At 61.9% G+C, this 16,895-nt stretch carries 15 protein-coding genes; 2 read left to right on the top strand and 13 right to left on the bottom strand.

Translation table 11 applies throughout. The features are described from left to right. Nucleotides 1-78 precede the first annotated feature (78 nt). The 9 genes from AC3RCJ_RS22285 to AC3RCJ_RS22245 form a co-directional block, all read right to left on the bottom strand. Complete coding sequence (locus AC3RCJ_RS22285) at nucleotides 79-1,899, bottom strand: PhoH family protein (protein WP_492959160.1); 1,821 nt, start codon at nucleotides 1,897-1,899, stop codon at nucleotides 79-81. 301 nt (nucleotides 1,900-2,200) lie between these two features. Continuing rightward, on the bottom strand, nucleotides 2,201-2,671 hold the full coding sequence (locus AC3RCJ_RS22280; protein ID WP_492959158.1) for a peroxiredoxin: 471 nt from the start codon (nucleotides 2,669-2,671) through the stop codon (nucleotides 2,201-2,203). 74 nt (nucleotides 2,672-2,745) lie between these two features. Continuing rightward, nucleotides 2,746-3,705, bottom strand: coding sequence for a polysaccharide deacetylase family protein (locus tag AC3RCJ_RS22275; RefSeq protein ID WP_492959156.1), 960 nt, complete (start codon nucleotides 3,703-3,705; stop codon nucleotides 2,746-2,748). Then, nucleotides 3,705-4,757: a bifunctional UDP-4-keto-pentose/UDP-xylose synthase gene (locus AC3RCJ_RS22270; RefSeq protein ID WP_492959154.1), complete on the bottom strand. Its 1,053-nt coding sequence runs from the start codon at nucleotides 4,755-4,757 to the stop codon at nucleotides 3,705-3,707. The genes AC3RCJ_RS22275 and AC3RCJ_RS22270 overlap by 1 nt, the downstream gene beginning before the upstream one ends. A 22-nt stretch (nucleotides 4,758-4,779) precedes the next feature. Beyond that, nucleotides 4,780-5,721, bottom strand: coding sequence for a formyltransferase (locus AC3RCJ_RS22265; protein WP_492959152.1), 942 nt, complete (start codon nucleotides 5,719-5,721; stop codon nucleotides 4,780-4,782). Further along, the gene (locus AC3RCJ_RS22260) at nucleotides 5,721-6,716 is read right to left on the bottom strand and encodes a glycosyltransferase (protein ID WP_492959150.1); all 996 of its coding nucleotides are present in this window, start codon (nucleotides 6,714-6,716) and stop codon (nucleotides 5,721-5,723) included. Before AC3RCJ_RS22260 ends, AC3RCJ_RS22265 begins: the two co-directional genes overlap by 1 nt. 11 nt (nucleotides 6,717-6,727) lie before the next feature. Next, complete coding sequence (locus tag AC3RCJ_RS22255; protein ID WP_492959148.1) at nucleotides 6,728-7,864, bottom strand: DegT/DnrJ/EryC1/StrS family aminotransferase; 1,137 nt, start codon at nucleotides 7,862-7,864, stop codon at nucleotides 6,728-6,730. A gap of 222 nt (nucleotides 7,865-8,086) precedes the next feature. Beyond that, the gene (locus AC3RCJ_RS22250) at nucleotides 8,087-9,760 is read right to left on the bottom strand and encodes a glycosyltransferase family 39 protein (RefSeq protein WP_492959146.1); all 1,674 of its coding nucleotides are present in this window, start codon (nucleotides 9,758-9,760) and stop codon (nucleotides 8,087-8,089) included. Continuing rightward, entirely contained in the window at nucleotides 9,757-10,149 is a 393-nt protein-coding gene (locus AC3RCJ_RS22245; RefSeq protein WP_492959144.1) for an Mth938-like domain-containing protein, read from the bottom strand. Before AC3RCJ_RS22245 ends, AC3RCJ_RS22250 begins: the two co-directional genes overlap by 4 nt. A 423-nt stretch (nucleotides 10,150-10,572) precedes the next feature. Between AC3RCJ_RS22245 and AC3RCJ_RS22240 the strand changes: the two genes are divergently transcribed. Both AC3RCJ_RS22240 and AC3RCJ_RS22235 read left to right on the top strand, forming a co-directional pair. Further along, complete coding sequence (locus AC3RCJ_RS22240; RefSeq protein WP_100873950.1) at nucleotides 10,573-11,802, top strand: pyridoxal phosphate-dependent aminotransferase; 1,230 nt, start codon at nucleotides 10,573-10,575, stop codon at nucleotides 11,800-11,802. 86 nt (nucleotides 11,803-11,888) lie between these two features. Further along, nucleotides 11,889-13,211, top strand: coding sequence for a homoserine dehydrogenase (locus AC3RCJ_RS22235; RefSeq protein WP_492959142.1), 1,323 nt, complete (start codon nucleotides 11,889-11,891; stop codon nucleotides 13,209-13,211). 88 nt (nucleotides 13,212-13,299) lie between these two features. Here AC3RCJ_RS22235 and AC3RCJ_RS22230 read toward each other — a convergent pair whose 3' ends face one another. From AC3RCJ_RS22230 to AC3RCJ_RS22215, 4 genes are all read right to left on the bottom strand, one after another. Continuing rightward, on the bottom strand, nucleotides 13,300-13,659 hold the full coding sequence (locus AC3RCJ_RS22230; protein ID WP_492959140.1) for a ribonuclease E inhibitor RraB: 360 nt from the start codon (nucleotides 13,657-13,659) through the stop codon (nucleotides 13,300-13,302). Nucleotides 13,660-13,804: 145 nt separating this feature from the next. Beyond that, nucleotides 13,805-14,365: a porin gene (locus tag AC3RCJ_RS22225; RefSeq protein ID WP_492959138.1), complete on the bottom strand. Its 561-nt coding sequence runs from the start codon at nucleotides 14,363-14,365 to the stop codon at nucleotides 13,805-13,807. A gap of 168 nt (nucleotides 14,366-14,533) precedes the next feature. Then, on the bottom strand, nucleotides 14,534-16,027 hold the full coding sequence (locus AC3RCJ_RS22220; protein ID WP_492959136.1) for a sensor histidine kinase: 1,494 nt from the start codon (nucleotides 16,025-16,027) through the stop codon (nucleotides 14,534-14,536). Next, entirely contained in the window at nucleotides 16,024-16,734 is a 711-nt protein-coding gene (locus AC3RCJ_RS22215; protein WP_492959134.1) for a response regulator, read from the bottom strand. Before AC3RCJ_RS22215 ends, AC3RCJ_RS22220 begins: the two co-directional genes overlap by 4 nt. Nucleotides 16,735-16,895: the final 161 nt, after the last annotated feature.

The raw sequence follows: 16,895 nt of genomic DNA, 5'->3' as shown, positions 1-16,895 counted from the left end.
CGGCAAGAAAAAAGCCCCGGCTGCATCGCTGCAGCCGGGGCTTTTGTTGTCGAGGCGGCTTGCGCCGCCGCATAAAATTTACAGCACTTCGCTGGCGTGGTCGGCCAGGCGCGAACGCTCGCCGCGGGCCAGGGTGACGTGGCCACTGTGCGACCAGCCCTTGAAACGGTCGACCACGTAGGTCAGGCCGCTCGAGCCTTCCGTCAGGTAGGGCGTGTCGATCTGGGCGATGTTGCCCAGGCACAGGATCTTCGTGCCGGGACCGGCGCGCGTGACCAAGGTCTTGACCTGTTTCGGCGTCAAGTTTTGCGCTTCGTCAATGATCAGGAACTTGTTGACGAAAGTGCGGCCGCGCATGAAGTTGAGCGACTTGATCTTGATGCGCGAGCGGATCAGGTCTTGCGTTGCCGCACGGCCCCATTCGCCGCCGTCGGAATCGGACTTGTTCAGCACTTCCAGGTTGTCGTCGAAGGCGCCCATCCATGGCGACATCTTTTCCTCTTCCGTGCCAGGCAGGAAACCGATGTCTTCGCCGACAGGCACCGTCACGCGGGTGACGATGATTTCGTTGTAGAGCTTGGTTTCCAGCACTTGCGCCAGGCCGGCGGCCAGGGCCAGCAGGGTCTTGCCGGTACCGGCCTGGCCCAGCAGGGTGACGAAGTCGCATTCCGGGTTCATCAGCAGGTTCAGCGCGAAGTTCTGCTCGCGGTTGCGGGCCGTCACGCCCCAGACATTGTTCTTCGTGTGGCTGAAGTCGCGCAGGGTTTGCAGCACGGCCGTCTTGCCGTTGATCTGTTTCACCTGGCCATAGAATGGCGTTTCGCCGTTTTTCGGCTCCAGGTAGATGAACTGGTTGACCAGCATCGACGGCACGAACGGACCCGTCACGCGGTAGAACGTGGTGCTGTAGCCATTCTTGCTTTCCTGCCAAGATTCCATGTCCTTGCCATGCTTGTTCCAGAAATCGTCTGGCAGTTGCACGATGCCCGAGTACAGCAAATCCGTGTCTTCCAGCACATGGTCGTTGAAGTAGTCTTCCGCAGGCAAGCCCAGCGCGCGCGCCTTGATGCGCATGTTGATGTCTTTCGACACCAGCACCACGGGGCGGCCTTCCTGCTCCGATTCCAGCGAGCGCACGACGGCGAGGATCTGGTTATCGGCTTTACCGACTGGCAAGCCAGCGGGCAGGTCGGCGTTCTGCAGGCGCGTCTGGAAGAACAGGCGGCCCTTGGCATCCTTGTTGCCCAGCTTGGACAGCAGGATGCCTTGCTCGATGGCATCGTCATCCGTGTTGCTGATCAGGGCATCCAGGGTGCGCGACACCTGGCGTGCGTTGCGCGCCACTTCGGTCATGCCCTTCTTGTGGTTGTCCAGTTCTTCCAGCGTCATCATCGGCAGGTAGACATCGTGTTCCTCGAAGCGGAACAGCGACGATGGATCGTGCATCAGCACGTTCGTGTCGAGTACGAACAGCTTGCGGATGCCGCGCTGGTCGGCCGCGCGGCTGGTCGACGACTTGAGCTGCACTTCGACGGCCTTGTGCTTGGCAGGATGCGGTTGCTCAGCCTGTTTGACGGACTTGATCGGCGTGACCTTGGCGGCGGGCGCCTTGGCTTTCGGCGCCGGCTTGGCTTTGGCAGCGGCCGCAGGTGCGGGCGCAGGTGCAGGTGCAGGAGGCGCCGGCACGGGCTTGGCGACCATCAGGGCCGCCACTTGCTTGATTTTCGTGGCCGCATTGCGGACCGGCTTGCTAACTTCGGCGATCGCCGCTTCAATAATCGGTGCGGCCACTTTCTTGGCCGTCGGGGTTTTTGTGGCCGGGCGCGCCGCGCCTGCGGTTGGGTAATCTTGTGTGGCCAGGATGGTGGCTGGCTTGCTTGGCAATTTTGGCAGTGGCATCAGGATCTCAATCAAAAAATTTCTGGAATGAATCGCCCATGGGCAGCCAGCTTGCTGGCGGCACTACGCATGGGGTGGATGCGGGGGAACAACAATGGTACAGGACGAGTGACTGCCGGACGGCCGGCTGCATGGCCGGTCATGAACGCCATCGGCGGGCTGGAGGCCCGCCTGGCGGAGTGGGTAGAGACGCTTCGTTGACTCAAAATGGCGATAGGTGCTGTGAACTGGACTGCGGTTGAGCTAAGGTTGAGCTAAGCTGGCTGGACGCCGACAACGCGCATTCGATCAGTACAGACGATCACTTCAGACGCGCTACGAATTCCAGCACTTCTTCCACGTGAGTTGCGACCTTCACGCCTCTCCATTCTTTCACCAATCGGCCCTGGGCGTCAATCACAAACGTACTGCGCTCGACGCCGCGCACGGTCTTGCCGTACATCTGCTTCATCTTCATGACGCCGAACAGCTGGCAAACGGCTTCGTCCGGGTCGGAAATCAGTTCGAATGGCAAGTCCAGCTTGGCCTTGAAGCTTTCGTGCGAGCGCAGCGAATCGCGGCTGATGCCGTAGATTTCCACGCCGGCGGCGGTAAACTGCGCATAGGCGTCGCGAAAGGCGATGTTTTCCGTGGTGCAGCCTGGCGTGTTGTCCTTGGGATAGAAAAACAGCACCGTGGCCTTGGCCGGACGGCCCAGCAGCTGGAAGGTCTTGCCGCTGGTCATGGCAGCGCTAAAGTCGGGTATGCTAACGAGGGATTGGCTATCAGCCACAGGTTCTCTCCTGAACGGTGATCATCAGCGCTGTTTTTATCCTGGCAACGCATCCAGGTGAAACAATACAGCATTCAGGCGGCTTTGCCCTGCACAATCAGGCGTCCCGAACGGCCTGGCAATTCATCCCAGGTGATGGGGCAAACGGGCAGGTCGGTGTCTTTTATCTTTTCATAATAATCGCCCATCGAACTCAGCTGGTAACCCTGGGCTTTCCAGCCAGCCAGCAGTTGTTCGAAAATGGGGGCGAGTTTCTGTCCTTCAAGTTCCGCATGCAAGGTATATACGTGGTCGCGCCGGTTGTCCGCCGTCAGCGACAGCATGTGTTCGGCGATGTTGCCCGTCGTGAGCAGCTTGCCATCGACTTCGCAGCCCAGCAGTTCATCCAGCGTGGGCAGGGTGGTGGGCAACTGCACGCACTTGAGCAAGGTATTGCCGTTGCGCACGCGATGCGGACCATGGCCCGGGTTGACCATGGCGCCGCGCTCATCGAGGATGGCGCGGCCGTCGGACGCATAGCGGTAGCCGGCCGTGTCATGCTCGACAAAGGCGCTGACATTCATTTGCCAGCCAGCCGCGCCATGCGTGTGCGCCGGCGTGCCGAATACCTGCGCGTAGCGGTTGGCCGCCTTGCGCATCATGGCAAGGGTCCAGGCGGCGTTGCGCTTGGCAACGTTGTCTTGCCACAAGGTATGATCCCAGGTGTGGATGCCGCACTCGAAACCGGCATCGCGCACGGCGCGCAATTGCGTCGCGCATTGCTTGCCGATATCGGGTCCCGGCAGCAGGGTGCCATACATCAGGGTTTTCAAGCCATAGTGCTCGACCACCGACGTGCGCGATACCTTGCTGAAAAAGCCCGGCCTCAGTGCTCGCCGCAGGGCCCAGCCCGTATGGTCGGGGCCCAGCGAGAACAGAAAGGTGGCGTTGGCCTGGTGCGCCAGCAACATGCGCACCAGGTTGCCCATACCTTCGCGGGTGCCGCGATAGGTATCGACGTCGATCTTCAGGGTCAGGAACGGCTTGCTCAACATTAATCCATCAGGGCTTTGGCTTGGGCTACCTGGCTGCGGTAGGCATCGAAAATATTGCGCAGGGAATCGGCCATGGACGTCGTTGGCGCCCAGCCCAGCTCTTCGCAGGTATTCGTGATTTTCGGCACGCGGTTCTGCACGTCCTGGTAGCCGGCGCCATAGTAGGCACCCGAGGTCGTTTCCACGATCTTCACGTGTTTTGCGCCTTCCGCGTATTCCGGATATTCGGCGGCCAGGGTCAGCATCATGCCGGCCAGGTCGCGGATGGAATAGTTGTTGACCGGATTGCCAATATTGTATATCTTGCCACTGGCGATGCCGTTCTTGTTGGCGATGATGCGGATCAGCGCATCGATGCCGTCGTCGATGTAGGTAAACGCGCGTTTTTGCGCGCCGCCGTCGACCAGCGAGATGTTTTCGCCGCGCACGATATGGCCAAAGAATTGCGTGACCACGCGCGAGGAGCCTTCTTTCGGCGTGTGGATCGAATCGAGGCCGGCGCCGATCCAGTTGAATGGACGGAACAGGGTGAAGTTCAAGCCTTCCATGCCGTAGCCCCAGATCACGCGGTCCATCAGTTGCTTGGCATTCGAATAGATCCAGCGCGGCTTGTTGATGGGGCCGCAGATCAGTTCCGAGTTTTCCGGGTCGAATTCTTCGTCGTGGCACATGCCATACACTTCCGACGTCGATGGGAAGACCAGGTGCTTGCCGTACTTGGCGGCCGAGCGCACGATGGGCAGGTTGGCTTCGAAGTCCAGTTCGAAGACGCGCAGCGGCTGCTTGACGTAGGTCGATGGCGTGGCGATGGCCACCAGCGGCAGGATCACGTCGCATTTCTTGACGTGGTACTCGACCCATTCCTTGTTGATGGTGATGTCGCCTTCAAAGAAATGCATGCGCGACTTGTAGTTCTCGTTGTCCAGCAATTCCGTGATGCGGTCGCGGTTCATGTCCATGCCGTAGACATGCCAGTCGGTGGTTTCCAGGATGCGCTTGGACAGGTGGTGGCCGATGAAGCCGTTGACGCCTAAGATGAGGACTTTTTTCATGTGAGATTCTCGTGTGTGATGTTCAGTGTGCGCTGACGGCGGCGGCCAGTCTGTCTTGCAGTTGCGTGGCGGAAATCAGCTCCTCGCCAGCCTTCAGTGCGGAAATGGCCAGCATCTGGCCGTTACCGCAGACGCCAAAGATGCAATTATCCACTACTGCCAAGCCCGGTGGCAAACTTCCCGCGGGATGCTTGCTCAAACGGGCTTTTTCGATGATGTAAACGACATTGTTGATCTCGGTAAACGCACCAGGATAGGGCGGCGCGACCGCGCGATGCAGGTTATACACGGTGTGCGCGGGCAGCGACCAGTCGATGCGGCCATCTTCGGGCTTGCGTCCGCCGAAGTAGCCGCCCTGGCGCAAATCGTTCAACTGGCGCGGTGCCGTGCCATCCAGCAGGGCCGGCAGCACGCCCCACAGGGTTTGCTCGGCGGCCACGGTGACTTTGCCGAACACTTCGAACGCGGTGTCGTCGGGCAGGATGGGGACGGCCGTCTGCGCCACGATGGCGCCGGCGTCGGGCTTGACCGTCATTTCATGCAGGGTGGCGCCCGTTTCCGTGGCGCCATGCAGCACGGCCCAGTTGACGGGCGCGCGGCCACGGAACTGCGGCAGCAGCGAGCCGTGCATATTGTAGGCGGGCGCCACCTCCAGGATGCTGGCCGGCAGCATGTAGCGGTAGTAAAAGCTGAACAGCATGTCCGGCTGTGCCGCCTGCACCTGCGCCAGCAGTTGCGGCGCGCGCGCGTCCAGAGGCGTGATGTACGGGATGCCTTCGGCCTGGCACAGCTCCGCCACGGATTCGAACCACAGGTTTTCAGTCGGGCTGTCTTCGTGCGTGACTACCAGGGCGATATCGACGCCGCCTGCCAGCAGCACCTTGATGCAGCGCACACCCACATTGTGGTAGCCGAAGACGACGGCGCGCGGGGCTGGCTGGCCAGCCACGGTGACGGCGGGCATCAGCGGCTCACCTGGCGTTTTTCCAGGCGCACGTACGATGGCGCCTCCGCCTCGGCCTGCGTCATGCCGTCCTGCAAGATGGTCTGCACCACGTAGCGGGGACGGGCACGCACTTGCTGGAAGATGCGTCCCACGTATTCGCCTACCAGGCCGATGCCGAACAGGATCACGCCCATGAAGAAGAAGGCGATGGCAAACAGGGTAAACACGCCTTCGGCTTCCGCGCCCAGCAGGAAGCGGCGCACCAGCAGGAAGACCACCAGCAGGGCCGAGCCCAGCGACAGCGCCATGCCCAGCATGGAAAAGATTTGCAGGGGGATCAGCGAGAAGCCCGTCACCAGGTCGAAATTGAGGCGGATCAGGCTATACAGCGAGTATTTCGATTCGCCGGCCGCCCGTTCCTCGTGCTCGACGATGATTTCCGTGGGCTTGCGGGCAAACGTGTAGGCGAGCGCCGGCACGAAGGTGTTCACTTCGGCGCACTGGTTGACCAGGTCGATCACATTGCGGCCATAGGCGCGCAGCATGTTGCCCTGGTCGGTGATCTTGATATTCGTGATCTTTTCGCGCAGGCGGTTCATCATTTTCGAGGCCAGCGTGCGCCATGCGGAATCCTGCCGCTTGCGGCGGATCGAACCCACGTAGTCGTAGCCTTCGCGCATCTTCGCCACCAGGTTGCCGATTTCCTCGGGCGGGTTTTGCAGGTCGGCGTCGAGCGTGATCATGATCTGGCCGCGCGAAGCTTCGAAGCCGGCCAGGATGGCCATGTGCTGGCCATAATTGCCGTTGAACAGGACGACGCGCGTGACGTCGGGCCGCTGGCGGAACTGCTCGGCCAGGATGCTCACCGAGTTGTCGCGGCTGCCGTCGTTGACGAAGATGATTTCATAGCTGGTTTGCAGGGCATCGAGGGCCGGGTACAGGCGCGCGAACAGGCTGGCCAGGCCATCCTGCTCGTTGTAGATCGGAATGATAATGGACAGTTCGGGTTTCATCGGCACGCTGCTCACTTGATGAGGATGGATTTGACGGTGGCGACGGCGCGTTCCACGTCTTGCTTGGTCATGGCGTAGAACATCGGCAGGGTCACCGTCAGGCGGCCGATCTTTTCCGAGACAGGGAACATGCCGTCGGTAAAGCCGCGCTCGCGGTACATGGTAAACAAGTGGATCGGTGCGTAATGATAGCCCGTTCCCACGTTCTGCTGGGCCATTTGCTGCATGAACGCGGCGCGCGTGCCGGGGCCATTGTCGGGCAGGATGATCTGGAACAAATGCCAGTTGCTGTTTTCAAAGTCCTGCACCGGCAATTGGGCGCCGCTTTGCGCTTCGAAATCGCTGCCGAACTGTTCGAAGTAGTGGCGCGCCAGTGCGCGGCGGTGCGCCGTGATCGCTTCGATATTGGCAAACTGGCCCAGGCCGATGGCGGCCATGATGTCGCTCATGTTGTATTTGCCGCCCAGCACGTCGACATCGATGCCGTCGACGCCGCTGCGCGTGACGCCTTGCAGCCGGTATTTTTCGGCCAGCTTCGCTTCTTCCAGGTTGTTGAGGACGAGGCAGCCGCCTTCGCCCGTGGTGATGTTCTTGTTGGCCTGGAAGCTGAACGAGACGAAGTCGCCAAAGGCGCCGATGCGCTTGCCTTTCCACGTCGAGCCGAACGCTTGCGCCGCATCTTCCACCACGCGCAAATTGTACTTTTCAGCAATTGCGTACAGGCGGTCCATGTCCACGGGCAGGCCCGACAGGTAGACGGGGATGATGGCGCGGGTGCGTGGCGTGATGGCCGCTTCCAGCTTGTCGAGGTCGATATTGCGCGTGACGGGGTCGATGTCGGCAAACACGGGCGTGGCGCCCACTTCGATGATCACGTTGGCCGTCGCTACCCACGATATGGGCGTGGTGATGACTTCGTCGCCGGGGCCAATGCCGGCGATGCGCAGCGCGATTTCCATGGTGCAGGTACCGGAATTGAAGGTGCGCACGGGGCGTCCGCCAAAGTACTCGGACAACTGGGCCTCGAATGCCTGCACTTTCGGGCCGCTGGTGATCCAGCCCGAGCGCAGCACTTCGCCAACGGCGGCGATGGTCGCCTCGTCGATGGAGGGTTTGGAAAAAGGTAAAAAGGGCAGGGCAGAGGTCATGAGTCGCTCGTCTTGTTCTTGGATAGGTTTCAGTCAGTGTTGCACAGGCCGCCAGCGAGATCAAAGTCCGCGGGCAAGGCAAGGCTATTTTAATGCTTTATCAAGGTGATGGCGCAGTCGTTTCAGAGCGGAAAGTCTCTGTTGCGGGGGCGGGGCAGGCTGGCCTGGAGCGCGGCCGGCTACGGTTTCCGATGCCGGCGCGCGCTCCTTGTGAAAATATAATTACTTGTTTGCAATGACCATGCGGCGCGCATCCTGTGCCACGACGCGCATGGGAACGCCGCGTTGCTGCAGATCCTTGTAGCGGTCCAGGCTGATGATGGCCACGTCGCGCACGCCGGCATGGGCATCGCGCGTCCATTGTTCGATGAAAGGCTCGACCGTGGGGATGGACAGTTCGGGCTGCTGTTGCAGGCCGAACGTGAACTCATCGCGGTAGTCGACGAGGATCACGGGCCGCTGCAGGTAAAAGGTCAGCGATTGCTCATAGATGCCGACCGAATAGACCTTGGTGTCGCTGGCCAGTTCGGCCCGGATCTGCGGCAGCAGGTCGGTGCCCGCGCGGTTCTGGCCATACAGCTCGGAACCGGCCAGGATGCAGTGTGTGGCCAGGAAGCCGGCGCCGGCGATCGTCAGCACCGTCATGTCGCGGCGCAACTGGCGCGCATGCAGCAGCGCCAGCGCGCCCCCGGCCAGCGCAAAGAAGCCGGCCGCCATCACCCAGGGCTGGTAGCCTTTCAGTGCCGTCAGCTCGTCCGGGCTGCGTCCGCTCGCATGGCTGAAGCCGATGGGCGCGCCGATCAGTATCGCCGCGCCCAGCGCGCACAGCAGGCCGGCGGCAAACAGGCGCTGGCGGCGCGAGGCCGATTCCAGGAACAGCGCCACCAGCAGCGCCAGGGCCGGGAAGATGGGCACGATGTAGCCAGGCAGCTTCGAGGTCGAGTAGCTGAAGAAGAAGAAAATGAAGACCGTCCAGATCAGCAGCATCAGGCGCGGCTGGAAGGCCCCATCCTGGCGCTTGAAGGCGGCGGCCAGGCTTTGCGGCAGCACGCCTATCCACGGCAGGATGCCGGGGATCAGCAGCACCAGAAAGTAATACCAGGCGCCTTCGCGCTTGTGGCCCTTCATCAGGAAACGCTGGAAATGCTCGTGGATGAAGAAGAAATGCGGCTGTTCGGGATTGCGCAGGGCCACCAGCACGAACCATGGCGTGGCGATGGCGAAGAAGACGAGCAAGCCCTTGAGCAGGTGCAAGCGGGTCCAGATGCGCCAGTCGCGCGCGCACAGCGAATACAGCACCAGCACGGCGCCCGGCAGCACGATGCCGATCAGGCCCTTGGCCAGCACGGCCAGCGCCATGCCTGCCCAGCAGGCCAGCATCCAGTTGCGCCGCTCCGCCGGCGTGGCGTCGTCGCGCTGGGCGATCAACAAGCTCATCAGCACGATGCTCATCATGCCCGACAGGCCCATGTCCAGCGAATTGATCTGGCCGGAGGCGAGCCAGAACAGGCTCGAGGCCAGCACCAGGCCGCCGTACAGGCCCACGCGCGGGCCGAAGACCTTCTTGCCCGCGTAAGCCGTCATGCATACGCCGATGATGCCGCACAGGCCAGTCCACAGGCGGGCCTGCCATTCGCCCAGGCCGAAGGCGGCGAAGGTGAGCGCGTTCATCCACGTTTGCAGCGGCGGCTTTTCAAAGTACTTGATGCCGTTCAGGCGCGTGGTGATCCAGTCGCCGCTGACGAACATTTCGCGCGCCATCTCGGCGTAGCGGCCTTCGTCGGGCGGCACCAGGGTGCGGATGCCCAGCGCATACAGGGTGACGACGATGAAGATGCCCAGCAGGCTCCACATCAGCACCCGCGAGGAGTGCAGTTCGTTGACGTTGATTTTCATGCAGCGCTGCCTGCGCCCGGTGCCAGGATCAGCGCCAGCGTGACCTTGCGGCCTTCACCCATCAGGATATTGTAGGTACGGCAGGCGGCCTGGCTATCCATGCATTCGACGCCGATGCGGCGCATGGTCAGCGCGGCCGTCAGCTTCGGATGCACGAAGCGCTGGCGCTCGCCGGTGCCGAGGATGACCACGTCCGGTGCGTCCGCCAGGATCTGCGCGAAATGCGCCTCGCTCAACTGCTCGAAACTGGCCACGTCCCAGGCGCGCGGCGGCGTCTCCGGCATGACGATCAGACTGTAGTTGTAGGGTTGGGCATTGATTTCAACGCCGTTTTCATCGTAGCCGGTGACGGTTTGATACTGTTGGGTGATGCTGGCATGAAGTTTCATGGCGATTTCGGGGCTGGTCGGGGCGGTTGATCGGGGTGCGTGCGGGCAGCGCCTGGCTGCGACGAAGGGCGTAAGCATGCCATAAATGACAGAAAAGAGCGAATGGAAAGGCTGTTTCTTTCCAATTTGCAATATTTGGCAAAGCGGCTGCCGCTGCGCGCCGCGCCATGGTAGCGCGCAAAGATTAAGGGAAGATGAAGCTGCGGCGGGCGGAAATGCCTGCCTCGTGGGCAGGCGTGGCAGAATCGGCGCTAAATGCTGCAGTCCGCCATGTTTAATTTGATAAAATGGCCTGCTTTCGGCGAGAATGGTTGTTTTCGCATTGCAGTCTCTCGCATTGCAGTCTCATGGGTTCATAGTTCTGGCGCGGGTGCTACGCCGCAAGCGTAGCCCGGCAGCGCCGCATCACGACAGGGATTTATTTTGCGACCGATTCAGAAATCGAATAAATTGGCGGACGTCTGCTACGACATCCGCGGCCCGGTCCTGGAAAAATCCAGGCAAATGGAAGAAGAAGGCCACAAGATCACCAAGCTCAATATCGGCAACCTGGCCGTATTCGGCTTCGATCCGCCCGACGAGATCGTGCGCGACATGATGCTCAACCTGCAGAACGCGGCCGGCTACACGGATTCGAAGGGCATGTTCGCGCCGCGCAAGGCCGTCATGCACTACACGCAGGGCAAGAATATCGCCGGCGTGACCATCGACGACATTTACCTGGGCAACGGCGCCTCGGAGCTGATCGTCATGTCGATGAACGCCCTGCTCAACAGCGGCGACGAAGTGCTGGTGCCGGCGCCCGACTATCCGCTGTGGACGGCCGCCGTCAGCCTGTCGGGCGGCAATCCCGTGCACTATGTGTGCGACGAGCAGAACGAGTGGTATCCCGACATCGAGGACATGCGCCGCAAGATTACGCCGCAGACCAAGGCGATCGTCGTCATCAACCCGAACAATCCCACGGGCGCGCTGTACCCGGTTTCCGTGCTGCAACAAATCGTCGAACTGGCGCGCCAGCACCAGCTGATCATTTTCGCCGACGAGATCTACGACAAGGTGCTGTACGACGAAGCCGAGCACGTGTCGATCGCCTCGCTGGCCGACGACGTGCTGTTCATCACCATGAACGGCCTGTCGAAGAATTACCGCTCCTGCGGCTACCGTTCCGGCTGGATGGTGGTCTCGGGCGAAAAGCGCCACGCCAAGGATTACATCGAGGGCCTCAACATGCTGGCCTCGATGCGGCTATGCGCCAATGCGCCGGGGCAGTTTGCCATCCAGACGGCGCTAGGCGGCTACCAGAGCATACAAGACCTGGTGGGGCCTGGCGGACGCCTGTTGAAACAGCGCGACCTGGCGCACAAGCTGCTGACCGATATCCCGGGCGTCACCTGTGTCAAGCCGAAGGCCGCGCTGTACATGTTCCCGCGCCTGGACCCGGAGATCTACCCGATCGCCGACGACCAGCAGTTTGCCTATGAATTACTGGCCGAGGCCAAGGTGCTGATCGTGCAGGGCACGGGGTTCAACTGGATCGCGCCCGACCATTTCCGCGTCGTCTTCCTGCCCAATTCCGATGACCTGACCGAGGCGATGGGACGCATCGCGCGCTTCCTCGAAGGTTACCGCAAGCGTCACGGCCGGGGCTGAACCAGCCAGCAGCAATCTCGATCAACCATACCGATCAACCTGGCGCCGCTCTAGGGGGCGCCACTTATGAGCAGTCAAGCACAACTATGAAATCCATCAAGATCGGCCTGCTGGGCCTGGGCAATGTCGGTTACGGCACGTTCAGCGTCCTGAAACGCAACCAGGAAGAAATCAAGCGCCGCGCCGGCCGCGGCATCGAAGTCGTCGCCGTCGCCGTGCGTGACGTGGCGCGCGCCGAAGCGCTGGTCGCCGGCGGCTGCAAGGTCGTCAATGACCCGATGCTCATCGTCAACGATCCCGAGATCGACATCGTCGTCGAACTGATCGGCGGCTACGACCTGTCGAAAACCCTGGTGCTGCAGGCGATTGCCAACGGCAAGCACGTGGTCACGGCCAACAAGGCCCTGCTGGCCGTGCACGGCAACGAAATCTTCGCCGCCGCCCAGGACAAGGGCGTGATGGTGGCTTTCGAAGCGGCCGTCGCCGGCGGCATCCCCATCATCAAGGCGCTGCGCGAAGGCTTGACGGCCAACCGCATCGAATGGATCGCCGGCATCATCAACGGCACCACCAATTTCATCCTGTCCGAAATGCGCGACAAGGGTCTCGATTTCGCCACCGTGCTGAAACAGGCGCAGGAACTCGGCTATGCGGAAGCCGATCCCACCTTCGACATCGAAGGCGTGGACGCCGCGCACAAGGCCACCATCATGTCGGCCATCGCCTTCGGCATCCCGGTGCAGTTCGACAAGGCCTACGTGGAAGGCATCAGCAACCTCAATGCCGTCGACATCCGCTACGCCGAGCAGCTGGGTTACCGCATCAAGCTGCTGGGCATCACCAAGCGCGCCACGGTCAATGGCGTGGAAGGCATCGAGCTGCGCGTGCACCCGACACTGATTCCGGCCAAGCGCCTGATCGCCAACGTGGAAGGCGCCATGAACGCGGTGCTGGTGCACGGCGACGCCGTCGGCGCCAGCCTGTACTCGGGCCGCGGCGCGGGCGCCGAACCGACCGCCTCGTCGGTGATCGCCGACCTGGTCGACATCACGCGCCTGGCCACGGCCGACCCGGAACACCGCGTGCCGCACCTGGCCTTCCAGCCGAACGCGATGACCAACATCGAGATCCTGCCGATGTCGGAAATCACCACCAGCTACTACCTGCGCATGCACGTGGCCGACCAGCCGGGCGTGCTGGCCGACCTGACGCGCATCCTGGCCGAACGCGGCATCTCGATCGACGCCATGCTGCAAAAAGAGCCGGCCGAGGGCGAGACGCATACGGACATCATCATGCTGACGCACCAGACGCAGGAAAAGAACGTCACGGCCGCCATCGAAAAGATGGAAGCCTTGCACAGCGTGGTGGGCACGGTGACCAAGATCCGCCTGGAAAACCTCAGCTGAGCGTTTTCAGCGAGCCATGCAAAACGGCGCCCGCGGGCGCCGTTTTTCGTGATGTTGTCGGATTAAGGCCCTTCGGACCTGGTCCGACCTACGCTGTTTCGGGCGCGCCGACGGGGCCGACGTCCATGCCGTCATAGCTGGCCAGCTGGTTGTCCTGCGCAAACTGCATCAGTTCGCCATTGCGCGCGTGCAGGCTGTCGACGCCGTGCACTTCGGCTTTTTCCACGTGCAGCACCCACACGGGGGCGGCGGCCGGGTCGTCGAGTTCGGGCTGGTACAGTTCCACGGGGCGGTAGCCCTGGATCGCCAGCAGGGCGGCGGCCTGTTCCAGCGGTGCGGAGGTCTGGTTGGTGAAGTAATAACCCCACAGCAGCGGCTGGGACAAATCCCACGGCGCGTTCTCGGCGATATTGGCAAACAGTTCGGTCACATCTTCTTTGGTCATCATGGCGCTGGGCCTTCCTTAAAATCTCAGGCCGCGATCTTAGCATCCATGCCGCCGGCACGCCATTCGGGCATAAAAAAACCGGCGCTATGGCCGGTTTTTTATCAGCCGTTAACCACGGCTTGATTCTGATTCGCGCGAGCGTGAATTAGAACTTGTAGCGCAGGCCGATCGACAGCAGGTCGGCTTTCAGTTTCATGCCATCCTGGCTCAGCGTTTTGCCGAAGTTTTCATATTCAGCAACGGCCGACAGGTTTTTATTGATGTTGTAAGCAGCGCCGATGCCAAACAGGGCGGCGGTTTTGTTTTTCGAACCGTTGGCGTTGAAACCGACCAGGTTCAATTTCACTTTGGTGTGGTTTTGCGTGACACCAGCTTTTGCAAACAGCGAGAACTGTTCGTTCAGTGGCAGCGTAGCCGTGGCTGCTGCGTAGAAAGCGCTCGTTTCCATGCTCAGCGATTCCTTGCCTTCGCTTTCTTTCAGTTTGCCGAAATTGACGTAGCCGGCTTCTGCGCCAAAGTTAGGCGTGAAGTCGTAGCCAGCATAAACTTTAAAGCCGGTTTTGTTTTCTTTGCCCGAAACTTCATCGCCCGACAATTTCAATTCCGAACGGCCGACATTTGCGCCGACATAAATGTTTTCAGCTTGTGCAAACAAAGGGAATGCCAGGGCGGCGCCAACAACGACTGCGAACAATTGCTTTTTCATATTAATCCTAGATAATTAATGCGGGGAGACTGTCTCGCCGCTTAATGGGAGCCGAATTGTATAGGGATGAATATGTTTATGTAAGGCAATTATTTTAAAAATATTAGAAATAAATCATTCGTTGTTTTTTTGCAACGAGTAACATGGCGTGCCTCTTTGCGCCTGCCGTCATGTGGCGCAGACGAAATGCACGCGGACCTTCAGTCCGTGCCCATTGGCCGCCGTCGCCAGTTCCAGCCTGGCGCCATGCAGGGCGGCGATGTCGCGCACGATGGCCAGGCCCAGCCCGGCACCGCCGGGATTGCTCTCCAGCGCCGCGCCGACGCGGTAGAACGGCGTAAATACCCGTTCGCGTTCGGCTGGCGGGATGCCGGCGCCGCTGTCTTCCACTTCCAGCACCGCGCCGTGCCCCGCTGGTGCAGCGCGCACGCGCAGGATCACGCTGCCGCCCTGCGGCGTGTAGCGCAGCGCATTGTCGACCAGGTTGGCCAGCAGTTCGTGCAGCAGCAAGGCCTGGCCATGCACGGGCGCCTCGTCGGGCGCTTCCAGCGACAGGTCGATATTTTTTCCGACGGCGGCCATGGCCATTTCCAGTCCCACCTGCCGCGCCACGTCGCGCAGCGGGACGGTTTCCATGGCCAGGCTGTCGCCGCCATGCTCGATGCGCGCCAGGGTCAGCAGCCGGTTGGCCAGCAGCACGGCCGAATCCGTGGTGGCGGCGATGGAGCGCACGATGTCGCGCAGCGCGGCCATGTCGGACGGCGTGCCGGATGGACGGTCGCAGGCGCGCAGGGCCAGTTCCGCCTGGGTCTTCAGGACGGTCAGCGGCGTGCGCAGCTGGTGCGAGGCGTCCGCGATGAAGCGGCGCTGGCTGGCGATCAGCTGCTGCAGGCGCGACAGGGAGCCGTTCATGGCGCTCACCAGTGGCCGCATTTCCTTGTGCACCAGCGCGGGATCGACATCGGACAGGTCGGACAGGGTGCGCGTCTCGACCTCCGTCTTCAGGCGCATCAGCGGCTGCAGCACCAGGCGCACGGCAAACCACACGAGGGCGCCCATCACCAGTATCATCGCCGCCTGCCAGCTCAGGGTGTCGAGCAGGATCTGGTTCGACAGGCCGCGCCGCGCATCGAGCGTCTCGGCCACCTGGATCAGGGCGATGCCGCGCATCGAATCGTCATACACGGGCTGCAGCAGGGCGGCGATGCGGATCGGCTTGCCGTGGTAGTCGGCGTGGTAGAAGCGCACCAGGGCCGGGTAATTCTGCGAGCGCGGCACGTTTTTCGGCACGGGCGGCAAGTCGCCATAGCCCGAGACCAGCTCGCCGTTGATGCCGGTGACCTTGTAGTAGATGCGGCCCAGGGTATCGGTCTCGAAGCTGTCGAGCGCCACGTAAGGCACTTCCGCCACCACCTTGCCGCTCACGATGGACACACGTTCTGCCAGCGCGCGCGTCGAGGCCAGCAGCGAGCGGTCGTACGCCATGTCGGCCGCGTCGAGCGCATTGCGGTAAACAAAAAAAGCGTCGAGCAGCACCAGCATCACCAGCGGGATGAGCAGCCAGCGCAGCAGCTGGCTGCGCAGGCTGCCCAGCGGCCGGCCTTGCGCCCAGCGCCGGCGCAGGCGCTCGAACAGGGGCAGGCGTGGGGCGCGCACGGTCATTTTGGCGTCGCCGGCGCCATGGCGCTGCGCGGCTGCAGCAGGTAGCCGATGCCGCGCAGGGTGGTGATGGCGGCGGCGTCTGGTGCCTCGCTTTCAAGCTTCTTGCGCACGCGGTGGATGTACAGTTCGATGGCGTCCAGGTTGGCGTCGTCGGCCAGCGCGAAGACTTCGTCGAACAGCTTTTCCTTCGAGACGGCGCGCCCCGAGCGCGTGATCAGCGCCTCGAGCACGGCGTGTTCGCGCGGCGTCAGGGGAAAAGGGGCGCCGGCATAGCTGAACATGCGCGTGACGGTGTCGAAACTGAGCGCGCCGCAGCTATGCACCAGCGCTTCGTTGCCCTGGCTGCGGCGCAGCAGGGCCTTTACGCGCGCTTCCAGCTCGGCCAGCTCGAACGGCTTGGCCATGTAGTCGTCGGCGCCCAGGTTCAGGCCCTGTACCTTGTCATCGAGTCCGCCGCGCGCCGTGAGTATCATGACGGGAGTCTTGCCGCGCGTGCCGCCGCGCGCGCGCAGGCGGCGCAGCACGTCCAGGCCGTCCATCTTCGGCAGGGTCAGGTCGAGCAGCACCAGCGAGTATTCCTGCGTGTGCAGCAGGGCGTCGGCATCGGCGCCGTTGTGGGCGGTCTCCACCGTCAGGTGCGCGTCGCGCAGGGCCTTTGCCAGCCAGTGCGACAGCTCCAGATGGTCTTCCACTAATAATATGCGCATGGTCTCCGCCATTCCTTGAAATGATGCAGTGTAAGCCTGGCGGCAGGGGCGGCGATGAATATGTTGATGTCCATTGTGGCTGGCCGGCGACACCTGTCATGCTGAAAGCCAATTGAAAGGATGGCGCTCATATAGTGTGATCCTGATTCATGAAATTGATC

This window comes from Janthinobacterium sp. GW822-FHT07H11, from assembly GCF_058798615.1.
Note: the sequence above shows the minus strand (reverse complement) of the source record. Positions and strands in the feature narration are given on the sequence as shown.

What these genes read in the sequence shown, in the direction of transcription:
- AC3RCJ_RS22285 (WP_492959160.1), bottom strand. Translation starts at nt 1,899, where the DNA reads ATGCCACTGCCAAAATTGCCAAGCAAGCCAGCCACCATCCTGGCCACA.
- AC3RCJ_RS22275 (WP_492959156.1), bottom strand. Translation starts at nt 3,705, where the DNA reads ATGTTGAGCAAGCCGTTCCTGACCCTGAAGATCGACGTCGATACCTAT.
- AC3RCJ_RS22270 (WP_492959154.1), bottom strand. Translation starts at nt 4,757, where the DNA reads ATGAAAAAAGTCCTCATCTTAGGCGTCAACGGCTTCATCGGCCACCAC.
- AC3RCJ_RS22265 (WP_492959152.1), bottom strand. Translation starts at nt 5,721, where the DNA reads ATGCCCGCCGTCACCGTGGCTGGCCAGCCAGCCCCGCGCGCCGTCGTC.
- AC3RCJ_RS22260 (WP_492959150.1), bottom strand. Translation starts at nt 6,716, where the DNA reads ATGAAACCCGAACTGTCCATTATCATTCCGATCTACAACGAGCAGGAT.
- AC3RCJ_RS22255 (WP_492959148.1), bottom strand. Translation starts at nt 7,864, where the DNA reads ATGACCTCTGCCCTGCCCTTTTTACCTTTTTCCAAACCCTCCATCGAC.
- AC3RCJ_RS22250 (WP_492959146.1), bottom strand. Translation starts at nt 9,760, where the DNA reads ATGAAAATCAACGTCAACGAACTGCACTCCTCGCGGGTGCTGATGTGG.
- AC3RCJ_RS22245 (WP_492959144.1), bottom strand. Translation starts at nt 10,149, where the DNA reads ATGAAACTTCATGCCAGCATCACCCAACAGTATCAAACCGTCACCGGC.
- AC3RCJ_RS22235 (WP_492959142.1), top strand. Translation starts at nt 11,889, where the DNA reads ATGAAATCCATCAAGATCGGCCTGCTGGGCCTGGGCAATGTCGGTTAC.
- AC3RCJ_RS22230 (WP_492959140.1), bottom strand. Translation starts at nt 13,659, where the DNA reads ATGATGACCAAAGAAGATGTGACCGAACTGTTTGCCAATATCGCCGAG.
- AC3RCJ_RS22225 (WP_492959138.1), bottom strand. Translation starts at nt 14,365, where the DNA reads ATGAAAAAGCAATTGTTCGCAGTCGTTGTTGGCGCCGCCCTGGCATTC.
- AC3RCJ_RS22220 (WP_492959136.1), bottom strand. Translation starts at nt 16,027, where the DNA reads ATGACCGTGCGCGCCCCACGCCTGCCCCTGTTCGAGCGCCTGCGCCGG.
- AC3RCJ_RS22215 (WP_492959134.1), bottom strand. Translation starts at nt 16,734, where the DNA reads ATGCGCATATTATTAGTGGAAGACCATCTGGAGCTGTCGCACTGGCTG.